Here is a 16,493-nt window from a genome sequence, read left to right as displayed (position 1 = left end):
CCGAACCCGGAAGTTAAGCTTCTCTGCGCCGATGGTACTGCACTCGGGAGGGTGTGGGAGAGTAGGTCACCGCCGGACAATCTTTCGAAGAAGCCCCACACGGTTCGTGTGGGGCTTCTTTGCGTTGTACACATTTCTCGATGAAGAGCTTCAGGGGCATGCAGGACGCCTTGAGAGTTGGGTTCGGTGTAACAGGGCCGGCCGCCAGTGGCGTCCTGCCAGCCGGTTCGCGAACACGGAGCCGCCTGCCGGGGGCGGTGCGCTGTGAGCACCCCCATGTGTTGACGCGGCGACCACACCCGGGCTTGACCCCGTTGGATACAAGCACAGCGACCCCGGCGGACGTCCCGCTTGCACGCGTTGAGAGCGGGCGCGACGTTTATGAGCTTCGTAAGACGGCCAGGGGTGGTGGCGGTGAGCCCACCGTCGAATCGTGCAAATTCTCGGCCGCCACGACCGGGAGGAGCGGTGAGCGGTGCGCTAGTCGCCGCCCTCTTGCCTTCTGGATCGGTGTCGCATCAGAGCAGAGGCATTCTCTGAGCCCCTGGCGCACAGTAGGTGTGAGGAGCCATTCCCAAGCCACAGGCCCGTTCGTGGAACTGATCGTTCAGAGGCTTCTCCGATGCTCCGGGAACACGTTGATAAGGATGTGGGCCAGATACAGCTGAGGGGACTTCCTGTTCTTCGGGTGTTCGGTTGCGACATGAGATCCCTCCCGCACCGTTCTGGTGAGTGTCGTTCTGTAGGTGGCGGCGAAGGTGGGAGGCCGGTTGGTCGAATGGTCGTGGGTGGCTGGAGGGCTCGTGAACGGTCGGGGGCTTGCTAGGCTGGGGGGAGCGGGCCACCCCCACGGGTGGCCTTCGTCGCGTAAGGCCCGAGGACGGGCGGCGACCAGCCACGGTGGACCGGCGTTGTGAGTCCGCTGAGTGAGCCAACGAAATGGACCAGAAGTGAACAGAGAAGACGGATCGGACGGCGGACAGCGCGGGCGCGGCGACTACGGGGACAGGCGCTCCAGCGGCGGCAGGACTGGCGGATACGGCTCTCGCGGGCGTGATTCCGGTGGCGATCGTCCGTTCCGTTCAGAGGGCCGGCCGCGGCCGTACAACCGCGAGGACAGAGCGCCCCGAGGCGGGGAGGGTTCCCGCGACGAGCGTGCGCCTCGGCGTGAGGGCGGTTTCCGGGACGAGGGCCGCCCCTACCGCGACCGGGACGACCGCGGACCCCGCCGCGAGGGTGGCTACGGTGACCGCCGTGAAGGCGGAGGCAGCTACGGCGAGCGTCGCGAGGGCGGCGGTGGCTACGGCGAGCGACGCGAGAGCCGGTACGGCGATCGCGGCCCGCGTCGTGAGGGTTCCGACCGGGGTCCGCGTCGCGAGGGCTTCGATCGTGGTCCTCGCCGGGAAGGCTTCGACCGCGGGCCGCGTCGTGAGGGTGACGAGCGTCGTCCTTACCAGGACCGGGGTGATCGTGGGCCGCGCCGTGAGGGCGATGACCGCCGTCCTTACCAGGACCGTGGGCCGCGTCGTGAGGGCGGCGGCTACGGCGACCGGGGTCCGCGTCGTGAGGGTTCCGACCGGAGTCCGCGTCGTGAGGGCTTCGATCGTGGTCCTCGCCGGGAGGGTTTCGACCGCGGGCCGCGCAGGGAGGGTGACGAGCGTCGTCCCTTCCAGGATCGCGGACCTCGGCGTGAGGGTAGCGGCTACGGCGACCGGGGCCCGCGTCGTGAAGGCGGCGGCTTCGGTGACCGTGGGCCGCGCCGTGAGGGCGGCGGCTTCGGCGACCGGGGTCCGCGCCGTGAAGGCTATGACCGTGGTCCGCGTCGGGAGGGTTTCGAGCAGGGGCCGCGGCGTGAGGGTTTCGACCGGGGCCCGCGTCGCGAGGGCTTCGACCGCGGGCCGCGCCGAGAAGGCTTCGACCGCGGGCCGCGTCGTGAAGGTTTCGACCGGGGCCCGCGCCGTGAGGGCAGCGGGTTCGGGGAGCGCCGGGACGACCGCTTCGGTGACCGTGGCCCGCGCCGGGAAGGCTATGACCGTGGTCCTCGTGGTGAGGGCTCGGAGCGTGGCCCCCGCAGTGAGGGCTTCGACCGTGGTCCGCGTCGCGAAGGCTTCGACCGTGGTCCGCGTCGAGAGGGCTTCGATCGGGGGCCGCGTCGCGAGGGCGGGTTCCGTGATGACCGGGGCGGCGGGCAGCGTCGTGAGGGGTTCGACCGGGGTCCGCGTCGCGAGGGTGGCTACGACCGCGGCCCGCGCCGCGACGACTCCTACGGGCCTCGTCGCGAGGGTGGCGGTTACCGTGAGTCGCGTCCGTTCTCGCGTGACGACCGCGGGGCGCGTCCGGGCGGCGGCACCCGCGCCAGGTACGGCCGGGAGGATCGCGACTCCGACGCCCCGCAGCGCGAGAGGCTGCCCGAGGTGGCGCCCGACATCACTGCGGAAGAGCTCGACAAGGAAGTGCGCGAGGAACTGCGTTCGCTGCCCGGTGACCTCTCCGACCTGGTCGGCAGGCACCTGGTCGCGGCGGAGCGCGCCCTGGAGGAGGACGACCCCGACAAGGCGCACGAACACACCAAGGTGGCGCGTCGGTTCGCCGCGCGCATCGGTGTCGTGCGCGAGGCCGCGGGCATCGTCGCCTATCGGGCCGGGCACTTCTCCGAGGCGCTCAGCGACCTGCGTGCGGCCAGGAGGATGACGGGGTCGGACGCGTACCTGCCGGTCATGGCCGACTGCGAGCGCGGTCTGGGCCGTCCGGAGCGGGCCATCGATCTCGTACGTTCGCCGGAGGCCGAGCGCCTCGACCGGGCCGGACGCATCGAGCTGACCATCGTCGAGTCGGGGGCCCGGCGTGACCTCGGCCAGCAGGACGCGGCCGTGATCACCCTCCAGCGCCTGCCCGAGCTGCGCGACCCGCAGCCCAAGCCGTGGTCGGCGCGCCTCGCGTTCGCCTATGCGGACGCCCTGGCCGACGCCGGGCATCAGGAGGCGGCGACGGACTGGTTCGCCCGGGCGATGGCCTTCGACGAGGACGGCGAGACGGACGCGGCCGAGCGCTACGCCGAGCTCACCGGAGCCGTCATCGAGGACGTCGAGGAGGACTTCGAGGAGGACCTCGACTCCGAGGACGACTTCGACGACGCCGGCGTCGCCGACGAGGGCAAGCTGACCGAGGAGGAGGAAGAGGACGCCGAGGCCCTGGCCGAGGCGGACGACCTCCTGGAGCCCGAGGTCTCCGAGCCTGCCGTGTCTGCTGAACTTGTCGAGCCGGTCGAGCCTGTCGAGCCTGTCGAGCCGAAGGACGCCGTCGTTGCTGAGGCGGCCGAGCCGGAGGCGGGCGAGCCCGCGGACCGCGGCGAGGAAGGCAAGCCGACGGAGGCCGGGACGCCGGGGATCACGCCTGCGTTCATCGAGCCGGACTTCGGTGACGTGCTGGAAGTCGAGACGGACGAATCCGCTCAGGACCGGCCGAAGAAGAACGGCGAGTAGGTGTTGAGGCTCCGCCGTACCCCTGATGATCAGGGGTACGGCGGAGCTTTTGTGTCGTACGGGGTCTGGTCAGCCGGTGGTCATCGTTCGACGCGGTTGAGCCAGTGGAGGATGCCCGCGACGTTCGACGGGGCGCCGCTCAGCAGTTCGAACTGCTCGGCCGTCACGTCGTCCGACTGCAGGGCGGTGTAGCGCTCCTTGGTGCGGTCGCGGACCATGGCGACCGCGTGATCGAGGTCGAGGCCCTCGGAGTGTGCCTGGCGGGTGAGATCCACCCAGACCCGGAGCTCCTCGGCGGATCGCTCAAGGGTCTCCTGGACGGCGCCGACCGGCCCGTAGTGGCTGAACAGCAACCGTTGCGGACCAAGGGCCTGGAACAGGGCGATCGAGTCGAGGGCCGTCTGAAGGTCGAAGTCCGGCGGCGGCGTGGCGGGGCGCAGGTCGCCGGTCTGGGGGAGGTACACGCCCGCGGCGTCCCCGACGTAGAGGTCTCCGGTGGCGGAGTCGATCAGGCCGACGTGGTGCTTGGCGTGGCCGGGCGAGTAGTGGCTGCTCAGCGTGCGGCCGTTGCCCAGGTCGATGGCGCCGGTGTCGCCCAGGGCGACGATGCGCTCGGCCTCGGTGGGGGACAGCTCGCCGAAGAGGGTGTCGAGCTGGTCACCCCAGACCATCCGGGCGCTGGCCATCAGACGCGACGGATCGGCCAGATGGCGCGCACCCTTCTCGTGTACGACCACCTGCGCGGACGGGAAGAACTTCGCGATGTCCCCCACACCGCCCGCATGGTCCAGGTGGATATGGGTCACCACCACGGTGGCCAGGTCGTCCGGGCCGACGCCGAGCGAGGCGAGCGCGTCGCGCACCACGGGGGACGAGGTCGAGGTGCCCGTCTCCACCAGGCACGGCCGATCTCCCAGGATCAGGTAGCCGGCGGTGATGCCTGAGTATCCGGCCATCTTGGTGTCGATCTCATAGACGTCGCCGCCTAGTGCGGTGATGTTGTCCACAGGCACTCCCGCGCGTACATCCGTCATCCCCAGAACGACGTTCGTATCGATCCGGGCTTCCCCTCATCGTAGAGAGTGATCTCCTCCGGAACACAAACGGGAGGACGACAATGGATCGGAACGAGGTCGTGCTGGTGGGGCGGCTGTCGGCGGCGGTCGAGGAATACGCGATGCCGAGCGGCGACATGGCCACGAAGTGGCGCGTCATCGTACGCCGGCGGCGCAGGCACCGGCGAGGCGCGGCTCTCACCGACAGCATCCCGTGCGTCACGTTCGATCCCGAGGTCGCGCAGATCGTGCGAGGTCTCAAACCGCGGGACTTCATCGAGGTGACGGGCGCGTTCCGCTGCCGGGTCTTCGGCCCGGCCGCCGCCAAGATCTGGCGGTACGAGGTGGAGGTCGGTGCCGTCAGACCTGTCGAGGAGACGGCTCCTGAGCCGTCTGAAGAGGTAGTGGCGAGCCGGGGGCCACGGCAGGTGGCTCAGCTGGCCGGGGCGGGGTGACGTTGTCGGCGATGGTCAGGCGCCGCCCTGGAGAGCGCTCGGCGATGGGCAGGGGAGGCGTGGCTACGCGGCAGGGGTGGCGTCAGTCGATGGCGAACGTGCGCAGGACCAGGCCGGTACGCGGTTTGGGGCCGAAGGAGGTGGACTTGCGGGGCACTCGTTCGCCCCCCGCGGCGACCGCCAGCACGTCGTCGACCATGAGCGGCTTGAGGATGACGGCTGTGCCGCCCGTCTGGATCGCGAGCCGCAACGCCGCCTCGGTGTCGTGGTGGACGATGCGTACCGCCCGCTCGTCGTCCTCCATGCCCCACACCTTGGGCAGGATGAACTCGCTGAGGATGGAGGTGTTCAGCGAGTTCCAGCGGTCCGAATGGCCGTCCGGCATCGCCAGGTTGAGCTGCACCGGGTCGGGGTCGGTGAGCAGATGCGTGCCGCTCTCCCCGGCGAGGAGGAAGGCGGGTTCGGCCGCGTTCTGCAGTGCCTCCAGGCCCTGCGCCAGGTCGTCGTAGTCGTGCACCTGCCAGGCGCCCCTGGCCCTGGCGGCGGCCTCGGTCAAGGGGAGACCGGGGATGACGCGGTGGATGGCCTTGAGGTCGGGCGGGTAGGCGGTGGAGTCGACGATCAGGGCGAGCCCGAAGTCCCAGGGGCCCAGCGCCTGCCGGGGTTGGGTCGGGGCGGAGGCCGGCTCCGCTGACGGATGGGCCAGGTGATCGGTCAGCTCGTGTCGGAACGAGGCGATTGGGCTGGGAGAGGGTGTTACGGGGTGGTCCGGCGCGGTGGACGGGTGTGATGCGCCCTGGGAGTTGTGGGTGGGCATGCTCGGGGGTGCGTTGAGGGGGACGTGCTGAGAGGGCTGGGGGGCTTCCTGCGACCGGTCGTTGGGCGTGGCCTGGTGCGTCCCGTCCCGCAGGGCTTGGCGGGCGGCGTGTTCCTGACGCTGGAGGACGCGGTAGGTGGCGTACCGGTGGTGGCCGTCGGCGATCAGGGCTTGACGGTTGCGCAGGTCGGCGTTGATGGCGTCTATCTCGTCCGGGTCGGTGATCGCCCACAGCCGGTGGGTGAGGCCGTCCTCGGTTCCGGCCGTGACGAGGGGCGGTCGTTTGGCGGCGACCTCGTCCACCAGGCGGGTCGCCCTGCCGTTGTCGCCGTTGTAAAGGAGGAAGATGGGTTCGAGGTTGGCCTCTGTGGTGCTCATGAGGGCCAGCCGGTCGGCGATGGGGCCGGGCATGACGTCCTCGTGGGGGAGGATGACGCGTTCGGCGGGATCGACCAGGCCGACGTCGCCGATCAGGCCGCGCTGGAGGACGTGCGGGCCGCTCTGCTCGTACACGTACAGGGCGGGGGTGTCGTCGGCCACGAGGACGCCGGCGTCCAGCCAGGCCCTCAGCGTGTCCCTGGCCTCGGAGTAACGCGCTTCCAGCGGCACTTCGGTCCGGTGGCGGAGTCTGGACGGGGTCCCGGCCGTGCCACGAGGGGTGCCGGGTTCGGTGGCGGGTGTCGCTTCTGGGTTGCAGGGAAGGATGAGGCGGACGACGTTGTTCGGGTGGGAGGCAAGGAGGGCTTCGACGTCCGCGTCGCTGATCAGGTCGTACGGTGGGGAGGTCACCTTGGCGGGATCTTCGACATCGAAACGTACGCCTCGGAAGGGCCGTAGCACCAGTCCGTCCGGCACCGGCAGTTCAGGAGTCCCCATACCGGGCATGCTCCCATAAATGCTTGCGCCTACCAGGAGTTGCCCCAATCGTTTGCTGTCGCGCCCCTTACGCGGCGGAGGGGGAGCGAGGTTCGTCGTCCGGCGATGAAGGAGTCCTCACGCATGGTTCAGGGCGGAAATGGTCACGATGAGTCCGTGGGTGGCGTTCCCGGGGGCGGTGTTTACGACTGGTATCAGCGTGGTGTGAAGTTGCTGAAGGAGGGGAGCCCGGCTGCTGCCGCGGCTTTGCTGGAACGGGCCGCCGCTGCTGAGCCGCAGTCCCGGAGCATCCTCGAGGCGCTGGCTCGGGCGCAGTTCAACTCCCGTCAGTACGCGGAGGCCGCGGCCAGCTTCCGGCAGATCGTGGATGCGAACCCGGCTGAGGATTATGCGTACTTCGGGCTGGGCTTGTCGTTGTGGCGTACGGGGGATCTGGAAGGGGCCCAGGAGCCGCTGGCCATCGCGGTGGCCATGCGGCCGGACGAGCGGCATTATGTGTCGGCCTTGAAGAGTGTGCGGGCGACGTTGAGGGCTCGCCGAGAGATGTAGGCGGCAGGCGGCGCGCGGGGCCGACCATGGCCGGCGTCTCCCAAGCGACTGTGCCAGGCGTTTCGGTCCTTTTCCGGGGGCGTTGACTCGGTTGGGAGGCCGCCCTGCGATGTGTGCTTGCTGCCTGTCGTGCTGATCGGGCGGCGTCGCAGCAGATCGCTTCCTTGGCCTGGTCCTGCGCTGGAGGGCGGCGATCCGTGCCCTGGTGGGTCCATTGGGGTGGCGTTGTCACTGAGGTTCTTCCAGGGCCTCAGCGACAACGCCGTCGCGCATGGGCGGCTATGTCCGCGCGTTCCCCAGCCGCTGACGGCGGCCGGGAGACAGCAGCCGCTGAAGGCGGCGCGGGGGACATCACGGCACAGCCCGCCGTCGACCCCGAGCACCTGGCCGGTTGTGACGACTCCGACCGATACCGGAGGAGTGGCGACCCTGGCTGCTGGGCGACCCACTCGGGTTGTAAGGGCACCACGGTGATAGGCCGTGCGAGGTCTCACCACTGGGACAAGAGGGGCCTGTGCGGTGGTTTCCCAGGAGAGCGCCCGAGGAACGTGGTGCGGCGAATGCAGTTGTCGTGGCTGCCCAGGCGGTGCCTGCTTGAGCGTCCGGGCATGCCACGGCTGCATCTGGCTGCCCTCGCGTAAGGGGTAGGCATGCCTTGGCCGTATTTGGCTGCCAAACCATCATGGAAGAAGGCCGCCGTGAGGGTGTTTGACCGGTTTTTGCGTGGCAGAACGGTGCATTGAGGAGCGGCCGTGGCCTCAGTTCCGGGCTCGTCGGCCGCCGCCCTCCGTACGCGCATGGTGGTGGGGGTCAGGCGTGGCGGGTGGCGTTGGCGAGGATGGCGGATCGGAGGTAGGCGGCCAGGCCGGGGGAGGTGCGGTCGAAGGCGGCGGTGAAGCGGGGGTCGGAGACGTACAGGTCGGCGAGGCCGCGGTGGATGTCGTACGTGCAGTCGTAGAACCAGCGCGAGAGATGGGCGCGATGTTCCTCGGCCAGGTCCATCGCGAGGGCGCCGTCGGCCGGGACGTCTGTGTGCATCGCGTCGGCGAGGCGGGCCGAGAGGGCGGTCGCCTCGGCTTCGTGCCGCTGCCAGTCCTCCTCCGTGTACGCCGACGTGCGGCGGGCGGATTCGGCCCAGGCGTGTGTGCCGCCCCAGCGTTGCTCGGCCTCGGCCGCGTACGCGTCATGGTTCGGGGCGCCGAGGGGTTCTGCGCGTTCCTGGGGCATGGTTGTCCTTCCGGTGTCGGTTACGGGTTTCCCGATCCACGAGGAGAAGGCTTCCTGTGGCGGGGTACGAAGGCGACGCTAAAGTCTCACGCGGCGTGAGAGTCAAACGGGAAGAGGCGCTGTGCTGATTGACGGCTATGACACCCTGCTGCTCGACCTCGACGGTGTGGTCTACCTCGGACAGCACGCGGTACCCGGGGCGAGACAGGCGCTGGAGGAGGCGCAGGGCAAGGGGGTCCGGCTCGCCTACGTGACCAACAACGCCTCCAGGACGCCCGCCGCCATCGCCGCCCACCTGCGGGAACTCGGCATTCCTGCCATGGCGGCCGATGTGGTGACCTCGGCGCAGGCGGCCGCGCGGCTCGTCGCCGAGCGGGTGGCTCCGGGCGCCGCGGTGCTGGTCGTGGGCGGGTCGGGGCTGCGGGTGGCCGTACGGGCTCATGGACTCAGGCCGGTGTCCGTCGCGGCCGAGTCGCCCGCTGCGGTGGTTCAGGGGATCGCTCCCGGTCTGTCGTACGCCCTGCTGTCGGAGGGGGCGCTGGCCGTACGGCAGGGCGCGCTGTTCGTGGCCTCCAACGGTGACAGCACCATGCCGACCGGGCGGGGCGAACTGCCGGGGAACGGGGCAATGGTCCGGGTCATCGCCGCCGCCACCGGGGTCGAACCGGTGTACGCCGGTAAGCCGGATCCGCCGCTGCACCGGGAGTCGATGATCCGTACCGGCGCTCGGCGGCCGCTGGTCGTGGGGGATCGGCTGGACACCGACATCGAAGGGGCCTCCAACGCGGGGGTGGAGAGCCTGCTGGTGTTCACCGGGGTGGCCACTCCGCTCGACGTGCTGACCGCCGCGCCCCGGCATCGGCCCACGTACCTGGCCGAGGACCTCGGCGCGCTGGTGCAGCCCTATCCCGACGTGCGGGACGGCGCCTGCCGGGGATGGCGGGCCGAGTGGCGCGACGGGGCGTTGCACCTCGAAGGCGACGGCAGCCGGATCGACGGCTTGCGCGCGGCCTGCGACGCCGCCTGGACGGCCGCGGGCGAAGGGCAGATCGGGGAGGACGCGGTCAAGGACGTCCTGCAGCGCGTGGGCTGAGGCGATCAGGACGGGCGGAGGGGGCCGGCCGCCTCGACCCTGCCCTTTCCCTCCTGGCAGCGGCCAGGAGCCCACGAGCCCATTTGTGACGGTGTCCCCCTTCCACAGCCCGCACCACGCCGGACTCGTCGAGCCGGCACGCCAGCGGGCACGGCCGGTAGCCACGGTCCGCACGACGCGGGACTCGTGCACGCGAGTGGTGCAGGGGCAGCGCCGTGATTGCGGGGTGTGGGCTGGTCGGGAAAAGCGTCGTCAGATGGGGGCGACGTGGCCGCCGGAGGGCGGCTCAGTCGGTCGGGGGATGAGGGGGCAGGTTCGCTGTTCGCTTGTCGCCTAACAGTTAACGCACGCGCTGAGTAGTTGCCTGATCGCGAACACACGCGCCGAGTAGTTGCTTGACGACGAACACGCACCGAGTAGTTGCCTGACGGCGAACACGCACTGAGTAGTTGCCTCATGGCGAACACACACGCTGAACGGCCGCGCAGGACACCGAAGAGTCGCCTGACAGCGAACGCGCGCATGGCACGGACCCGGTCAGATCAGCTTGCGCAGGCGCAGCAGGTCGCCGAAGCTCGCGTCGATCTTCACCCGCCCTCCGAGCAGGGCACGGCCCAGGTCCAGTTCGCCGTCGACCAGCGCGACCAGGTCGTCGCTCGCGATGGTGATCTTCACATCGGCCGGTTTGCCGCCCGCCGGCGGCTCCTCGGTGAACGGGTCGAGCCCCCCGTGATGCAGCCGCCCGAAGAAGATCACGTCGAGGTCGGACACCCGGGCGCTGACCGTGCGTTCCACCACGTGTTTGGCACGATCCTCCGCGCCGATCTCGTCGAACTGGGCGACGAGCCTGGCCAGTGCCGCCCGGCACTCCTCGACGCTTGCCATGTTGGGCATCCTTTCTTTCCCTTTGCGGTCGGTAGCGTTCCACATCACTAGCACCCCCGTATGAGCTTCAACGCGTGACACGCCTGCCAAGGTCCCGGGCGCTCGCCCGAGGCGTTACGGTCGAGTCATGAGTGAGCTGCCGGAGGAGACCGGTGACGAGCGGGTCGACGCCATCGTGGCCGGTCTCGGTCGTGTGGGCGAGCTGCCGGTGAACGAGCACGTGGCGGTGTTCGAGGAGGCGTTCGCCGGGCTGGAGTCCACTCTCGCGGGTGCGGGCGACGAAGCGCTGGGCGAGCGGTGAGCCGGCGGATCCGTCTCGACAGCGAGCTGGTGCGCCGCGGGCTGGCCAGGTCGCGGGAGCAGGCCGCCCAGCTCATCGAGGCCGGGCGGGTCAGCGTGGGCGGCCAGCAGGCGCACAAGCCCGCGACCCAGGTCGACACCGCCTCGGCCATCGTCGTCGCCGAGTCGGCCGACGGTCCCGACTATGTTTCGCGGGGAGCGCACAAACTGCTCGGGGCGCTGGAGGCGTTCAAGAGCCTGTCGGTGGACGGGCGCAGGTGCCTCGACGCGGGAGCCTCCACGGGAGGCTTCACCGACGTGCTGCTGCGCCACGGCGCGGCCCACGTGCTCGCCGTCGACGTCGGTTACGGCCAGCTCGCCTGGTCGCTGCGCACCGACGAGCGGGTGACCGTGATGGAACGCGTCAACGTGCGCGACCTGACCCCTGAGATGGTCGGCGAGCCGCCCACGCTGGTCGTCGGCGACCTGTCGTTCATCTCGCTGCGGCTCGTGCTGCCCGCGCTGGCGCAGGTCGCCGCGCCGCGGGCCGACTTCGTCATGCTGGTCAAGCCGCAGTTCGAGGTGGGCAAGGAGCTCGTGGGCGCGGGCGGCGTGGTGCGCGACCCCGAGCTGCGGGCCAGGTCGGTGCGCGAGGCGGCGGCCAAGGCGCAGGAACTGGGGCTGAGCGTGCGGGGCGTGACCGCGAGCCCGCTGCCCGGTCCGTCCGGAAATGTCGAATACCTGCTGTGGCTGGGCAAAGGAGAGGGTGATCCGCCCGTCGCCGAGCTCGATGCCGAGATCCAGCGTGCCGTCGCGGAAGGGCCGCAATGAACCGGACCGTGCTGGTCGCCGTCCACACCGGGCGGGGCGCCGCCGTCGAGAGCGCCCGTCTGGTCATCAACCGGCTGGTCGGGGCGGGCATCAACGTACGCGTCCTGGACACCGAGGCGCGTGACATCGGCTGTGGCGGGGTGGAGGTCGTGCCCAGCGACGACCCCGGTTCGGCCAAGGACGCCGAGGTCATGATCGTGCTCGGCGGCGACGGCTCGCTGCTGCGCTCGGCCGAGCTGGCCAAGCCCGCAGGCACGCCGCTGCTCGGGGTCAACCTCGGGCACGTCGGGTTCCTGGCCGAGGCGGAGGTGGCCGACCTGGCGACGGCGGTCGACAGCGTGGTCGCCGGGCGCTACGACGTCGAGGAGCGCATGACGATCGACGTCCTGGCCAGGCAGAACGGCCGGGTGATCGCCGACACGTGGGCGCTCAACGAGGTCACCGTGGAGAAGCAGGAACGCATGCTGGAGGTGGTCGCCGAGATCGACGGGCGGCCGCTTTCCCGCTGGGGCTGCGACGGCGTGATATGCGCCACTCCGACGGGTTCGACGGCGTATGCGTTCTCGGCCGGCGGGCCGGTGGTCTGGCCGGAGGTGGAGGCGCTGCTCCTGGTGCCGATCAGCGCCCACGCGCTGTTCGCCCGGCCGCTGGTGGTCTCGCCACGGTCCACGATGGCCGTGGAGATCCTGCCGGACACGCCGGGCGGGGTTCTGTGGTGCGACGGCCGCCGTCGTTTCGAGCTGCCCTCCGGGTCGCGGGTGGAGGTGCGCAGGGGCGCCGAGCCGGTGCGCCTGGCCCGTCTGCACGGCATCGAGAACACCGGCGCGCCCTTCACCGACAGGCTGGTCGCCAAGTTCGAACTACCGGTTCAGGGATGGCGCGGGAGAGTGCGACCCTGAATGAATGGAGGGCGGAGCGCGTAGGATCCCATGGGCAACAGATGTCCGGAGACAATCGACCGGCCATCAGGCACGGCAGTGACGGGAGTGGGCAGTGCGACCAAGGGTCGAGGAGGTCCGCATCCAGGGGCTCGGCGTCATCGACGAGGCCGTACTCGAGCTTTCGCCGGGCTTCAACGTGGTCACCGGCGAGACCGGCGCGGGCAAGACGATGGTCGTCACGGGGCTCGGGCTGCTGTTCGGCGGCCGGGCCGATCCCTCGCGCATCCGTCCGGGGGCTGACAAGGCGACCGTAGAGGGCACTCTCGTCGTCGAGCCCGGCGGCCGGGTCGCCCAGCAGGTCGAGGACCTCGGCGGTGAGGTCGAGGACGGCGAGTTGATCATCTCGCGCACCGTCTCGGCCGAGGGCCGCTCCAGGGCCTGGCTCGGGGGCCGCACGGTGCCCGTCGGAACGCTGACGTACCTGGCCGACGACCTGGTGGCGGTGCACGGGCAGATGGACCAGCAGCGGCTGCTGCAGGCCGCCAGGCAGCGCGCCGCGCTCGACCGTTACGCCGGAAACGAGCTGGTCAAGCCGTTGCGGGCGTATGCGCAGGCGTACAAGCGGCACAAGCAGGTCGGGGCGCTGCTCGACGAGCTGACCACCCAGGCCAGGGAGCGTGCCCAGGAGGCCGACCGGCTGCGGTTCGGCCTGGAGGAGATCGAGAAGGTCGACCCCAAGCCGGGCGAGGACGCCGACCTGCGCGAGGAGGAGGAGCGCCTCTCGCACGCCGACGCGTTGCGCAGCGCCGCCACCACGTCCCACACCGCGCTGCTCGGCGACCCGATGGAGGCCGGCGGCGGCGCCCGTGACGTGATCTCGCTGCTCGGGGAGGCCCGCGCGGCCGTCGAGGCCGTGCGCGACTACGACCCGCAGCTCGCCGGCGTGGCCGACCGGCTCGCCGAGGCCGGATACCTGATCTCCGACGTCGCCACCGACCTGGCCGCCTACGCCGAGTCCATCGAGGCCGACCCCGCCCGTCTCGGAGCCGTGCAGGAGCGCAGGTCCGTGCTGGGCAGCCTGATCAGGAAATACGCCGAGGACAGCGCAGGGGTGCTGGCCTGGGCCCAGCAGGCGGCCGCCCGCCTGGGCGAGCTCGAAGGCGACGACGAGCGCATCGAGGAGCTCACCCGCGAGCACGAGGAGCTCACCACCAGGCTCACCACCCTGGCCGCCGAGCTCACCAAGGTGCGTGAGGCCGCCGCCGAGCGCTTCGGCCAGGCCGTGACCGAAGAGCTGACCGCGCTGGCCATGCCCCACGCCCGGGTCGTGGTGCAGCTCACCCAGAGCGCCGAGTTCGGCCCGGAGGGCGTCGACGAGGTGGAGCTGCGGATGGCCGCCCACCCCGCCGCGCCGCCGCTGCCGCTCAACAAGGGCGCCTCCGGCGGTGAGCTGAGCCGCGTCATGCTCGCCATCGAGGTCGTGTTCGCCGGTGCCGACCCGGTGCCGACGTTCGTGTTCGACGAGGTCGACGCGGGGGTCGGCGGCAAGGCCGCGGTCGAGATCGGGCGCCGGCTGGCCCGCCTCGCGCGCACCGCGCAGGTGATCGTCGTCACCCACCTCCCGCAGGTGGCGGCCTTCGCCGACCAGCATCTGGTCGTCGAGAAGGCCAGCGACGGCAGCGTCGTGCGCAGCGGTGTCGTCACGCTCAACCACGAGGGACGCGTCCGCGAACTGTCGCGCATGCTGGCCGGTCTGGAGGACTCCGAACTCGGCCGGGCGCACGCGGAGGAGCTGCTCGGGCTCGCAGCGGCCGACAGGTGATTCAGCGTGACATAGTGGACACGCGGCGTAGTGCTTGGCCCCGGCGCTGTTTCCCTCTGGCAGGATGGTCATGATGAAGGTTCCGGGGAGCAAGATGCCGGGCCTCCGTGGCAGGAAGGTCGATGACCTTCCCGGTGTGACGGCAGTGGCGAGAATCGACCGGCGAACCAAGAGGCTGACCAAGCGCCTCCAGCCCGGGGAAATAGCGATTATCGACCATGTCGACGTTGACCGGGTCAGCGCGGAGGCGCTCGTCGCGTGCGGCGCGGCGGCTGTGGTCAACGTCGCCGCGGGCATCAGCGGCCGCTATCCCAACCTGGGTCCGCAGATCCTGCTCGACGCGGGCGTGCCGTTCGTCGACAACGCCAATCCCGAGCTGTTCGAACGCGTCAAGGACGGCGACGTCATCCGCCTCCACGAGGGCGTGATCTACCTCGACGACGACGTCGTGGGCAAAGGCGACGAACAGACGGCCGAGGCCGTCGAGGCCGCCATGGCCGAGGCGCGCGCCGGGCTGGCCGTGCAGATCGAGGCCTTCGCCGTCAACACGATGGAGTACGTTCGTGGTGAGGGCAAGCTTCTCATCGACGGAGTCGGCGTGCCTGAGATCCGCACCCCGATGGAGGGCAGACATGTCCTCATCGTGGTGCGCGGATATCACTACAAGGAAGACATCGCCACCCTCCGCCCCTACATCAGGGAATACCGCCCCGTCCTCGTCGGCGTCGACGGCGGCGCCGACGCGCTGCTGGAGGCCGGCTACCTCCCCGACGTGATCGTGGGCGACTTCGACTCCGTCTCGACCAAGGCCCTGACCTGCGGCGCCGAGCTCGTCGTGCACGCCTACCGCGACGGCCGGGCCCCCGGCCTGGAGCGGGTGCACCAGCTCGGCCGCGAGGCGGTCATCTTCCCGGCCACCGGCACCAGCGAGGACATCGCGATGCTCCTGGCCGACGACAAGGGCGCCGAGCTGATCGTCGCGGTCGGCACCCATGGCACCCTGGAGGAGTTCCTCGACAAGGGCCGCTCCGGCATGGCCAGCACCTTCCTGACCCGGCTGATCATCGGCAGCAAGCTCATCGACGCCAAGGGCGTCAGCAGGCTCTACCGCAGCCGCATCACCACCTCCCAGCTCCTGATGCTGGTGATCACGGCCCTGATCACCATGGGGGTGGCGCTCTTCCTGTCGCCGCTCGGCCAGACCTGGCTGAACGGTCTGCAAGACGTCTGGAACGCATTCATCTTCTGGCTGGTCGGACTCTTCTCGTGATCGATTTTCGCTACCACGTCGTCTCCATCGTCGCGATCTTCCTGGCGCTGGCGGTCGGGATCGTCCTGGGCACCACGCTGCTGCAGGAGCCCGCGGTCAAGTCCGCGCAGGAGATCTCCGCGCAGCTCACCAAGACCAAGGACGAGCTGCGCGTGCAGATCGACCAGCTCCAGGGGCGCGAGGCGGGCAACGACGCCTTCGTCAGCAGCGTCACCCCGAAGCTGGTGGCGGGCGAGCTGACCGGGCAGCGCGTGCTGCTGGTCGAGTCGCCGGGGTCGAGCACCACGTTCCGCGAGGCCGAGCAGCAGGTGCTGGAGGAGGCGGGCGCCGAGGTGAGCGGGCGCGTGACGCTGACCGAGAAGTTCTTCGACCCCGACCGCAGCGGTGTGCTCGACGGCCTGGTCAACCAGCTCAAACCGGTCGACATGGTCTTCCCGTCCACGGCGACCGTCTGGGACAAGGCCGGCGCGCTTCTCGCCTCCACGCTGCTCACCACCGACCAGGCCCAGGCGGGCACCCCCAACGCCGCGACCGCCGCCGTCATCAGCGGGTTCGAGGCGGGCGGGCTGGTCAGCACCGACGGCGACCCCGTCAAGCGGGCCATGCTCGCGGTGATGTTCGCGCCGGAGAAGGCGTACGAGGGGGAACAGGCCGAGACCCAGCTGGGCGCGCTCGTCTCGCTCGCCGACCGGCTCGACGCCGCCGGCAAGGGCGCGGTGCTGACCGGCAGCGCCGCCAACACGGCCGTCACCGGGGGCGCCGTCAGCGCCCTGCGCGACGACGGCGACGTCGCCAAGCGCGTGTCCACCGTCGATACCGTCGATATGCCCACGGGCCGGGTCGTGGTCGTCTACGCTCTCCGGGAGCAACTGAGCGGGCGGGCCGGCCAGTACGGCATCGGCAAGGGGGCCTCGGCCACCCAGCCCGCGCTGCCGACCACCACACCCTCACCGACCCAGTCAGGGAGCTGA

Annotated in this window: 15 protein-coding genes and 1 rRNA gene; 11 read left to right on the top strand and 5 right to left on the bottom strand. The window is 70.4% G+C overall.

Annotated elements, in window-relative coordinates; all coding sequences use genetic code 11:
- Positions 1-78, top strand: a 5S ribosomal RNA gene (rrf, locus tag ACFYYW_RS32410); the annotation flags it as partial.
- 1,004 nt (positions 79-1,082) lie between these two features.
- On the opposite strand, the gene ACFYYW_RS32405 is transcribed toward rrf, so the two are convergent.
- Positions 1,083-2,510, bottom strand: coding sequence for a hypothetical protein (locus ACFYYW_RS32405; RefSeq protein WP_387654292.1), 1,428 nt, complete (start codon positions 2,508-2,510; stop codon positions 1,083-1,085).
- Between ACFYYW_RS32405 and ACFYYW_RS32400 the strand changes: the two genes are divergently transcribed.
- Positions 2,454-3,482, top strand: coding sequence for a hypothetical protein (locus ACFYYW_RS32400; RefSeq protein ID WP_387654289.1), 1,029 nt, complete (start codon positions 2,454-2,456; stop codon positions 3,480-3,482). The genes ACFYYW_RS32405 and ACFYYW_RS32400 overlap by 57 nt on opposite strands.
- A gap of 80 nt (positions 3,483-3,562) precedes the next feature.
- Here the strand turns inward: ACFYYW_RS32400 and ACFYYW_RS32395 are convergent, their stop codons facing one another.
- On the bottom strand, positions 3,563-4,516 hold the full coding sequence (locus ACFYYW_RS32395; RefSeq protein ID WP_387654286.1) for an MBL fold metallo-hydrolase: 954 nt from the start codon (positions 4,514-4,516) through the stop codon (positions 3,563-3,565).
- An 83-nt stretch (positions 4,517-4,599) separates the two neighbouring features.
- Here ACFYYW_RS32395 and ACFYYW_RS32390 point away from each other — a divergent pair, with 83 nt between their 5' ends.
- Positions 4,600-4,992, top strand: coding sequence for a single-stranded DNA-binding protein (locus ACFYYW_RS32390; RefSeq protein ID WP_387654283.1), 393 nt, complete (start codon positions 4,600-4,602; stop codon positions 4,990-4,992).
- Positions 4,993-5,074: 82 nt separating this feature from the next.
- Here ACFYYW_RS32390 and ACFYYW_RS32385 read toward each other — a convergent pair whose 3' ends face one another.
- The gene (locus tag ACFYYW_RS32385; RefSeq protein ID WP_387654280.1) at positions 5,075-6,694 is read right to left on the bottom strand and encodes a DUF1015 family protein; all 1,620 of its coding nucleotides are present in this window, start codon (positions 6,692-6,694) and stop codon (positions 5,075-5,077) included.
- A gap of 114 nt (positions 6,695-6,808) precedes the next feature.
- On the opposite strand from ACFYYW_RS32385, the gene ACFYYW_RS32380 reads away from it, so the two are divergent.
- Positions 6,809-7,234 (top strand): tetratricopeptide repeat protein, encoded by a 426-nt coding sequence (locus ACFYYW_RS32380; RefSeq protein WP_352326203.1) that lies wholly within the window; start codon positions 6,809-6,811, stop codon positions 7,232-7,234.
- Between the two features lie 810 nt (positions 7,235-8,044).
- Here the strand turns inward: ACFYYW_RS32380 and ACFYYW_RS32375 are convergent.
- The gene (locus ACFYYW_RS32375) at positions 8,045-8,461 is read right to left on the bottom strand and encodes a TipAS antibiotic-recognition domain-containing protein (protein ID WP_387654278.1); all 417 of its coding nucleotides are present in this window, start codon (positions 8,459-8,461) and stop codon (positions 8,045-8,047) included.
- A 121-nt stretch (positions 8,462-8,582) separates the two neighbouring features.
- On the opposite strand from ACFYYW_RS32375, the gene ACFYYW_RS32370 reads away from it, so the two are divergent.
- Positions 8,583-9,554: an HAD-IIA family hydrolase gene (locus tag ACFYYW_RS32370; protein ID WP_387654276.1), complete on the top strand. Its 972-nt coding sequence runs from the start codon at positions 8,583-8,585 to the stop codon at positions 9,552-9,554.
- A gap of 537 nt (positions 9,555-10,091) precedes the next feature.
- Here ACFYYW_RS32370 and ACFYYW_RS32365 read toward each other — a convergent pair.
- Positions 10,092-10,439, bottom strand: a complete 348-nt coding sequence (locus ACFYYW_RS32365) for an SCP2 sterol-binding domain-containing protein (protein WP_387654273.1) — start codon at positions 10,437-10,439, stop codon at positions 10,092-10,094.
- Positions 10,440-10,566: 127 nt separating this feature from the next.
- Here ACFYYW_RS32365 and ACFYYW_RS32360 point away from each other — a divergent pair, with 127 nt between their 5' ends.
- The 6 genes from ACFYYW_RS32360 to ACFYYW_RS32335 all read left to right on the top strand — a co-directional run bounded on the left by ACFYYW_RS32360 (position 10,567) and on the right by ACFYYW_RS32335 (position 16,493).
- A complete protein-coding gene (locus ACFYYW_RS32360; RefSeq protein WP_352326208.1) occupies positions 10,567-10,740 on the top strand; it encodes a hypothetical protein in 174 nt (57 codons plus the stop codon).
- Entirely contained in the window at positions 10,737-11,549 is an 813-nt protein-coding gene (locus ACFYYW_RS32355) for a TlyA family RNA methyltransferase (RefSeq protein ID WP_387654271.1), read from the top strand. The genes ACFYYW_RS32360 and ACFYYW_RS32355 overlap by 4 nt, the downstream gene beginning before the upstream one ends.
- On the top strand, positions 11,546-12,448 hold the full coding sequence (locus ACFYYW_RS32350; protein WP_352326210.1) for an NAD kinase: 903 nt from the start codon (positions 11,546-11,548) through the stop codon (positions 12,446-12,448). The genes ACFYYW_RS32355 and ACFYYW_RS32350 overlap by 4 nt, the downstream gene beginning before the upstream one ends.
- A gap of 94 nt (positions 12,449-12,542) precedes the next feature.
- Positions 12,543-14,252: a DNA repair protein RecN gene (recN, locus tag ACFYYW_RS32345; protein WP_352326211.1), complete on the top strand. Its 1,710-nt coding sequence runs from the start codon at positions 12,543-12,545 to the stop codon at positions 14,250-14,252.
- Positions 14,253-14,325: 73 nt separating this feature from the next.
- Positions 14,326-15,522, top strand: coding sequence for a putative cytokinetic ring protein SteA (gene steA, locus ACFYYW_RS32340; RefSeq protein ID WP_387654308.1), 1,197 nt, complete (start codon positions 14,326-14,328; stop codon positions 15,520-15,522).
- Positions 15,519-16,493 carry a copper transporter gene (locus tag ACFYYW_RS32335; RefSeq protein WP_387654267.1) on the top strand — a complete coding sequence of 325 codons (975 nt, stop codon included), beginning with the start codon at positions 15,519-15,521 and terminating at the stop codon, positions 16,491-16,493. Before steA ends, ACFYYW_RS32335 begins: the two co-directional genes overlap by 4 nt.

The sequence above is a fragment of the Nonomuraea sp. NPDC001831 genome, assembly GCF_042892035.1.
GTDB lineage: Bacteria > Actinomycetota > Actinomycetes > Streptosporangiales > Streptosporangiaceae > Nonomuraea.
Note: the sequence above shows the minus strand (reverse complement) of the source record. Positions and strands in the feature narration are given on the sequence as shown.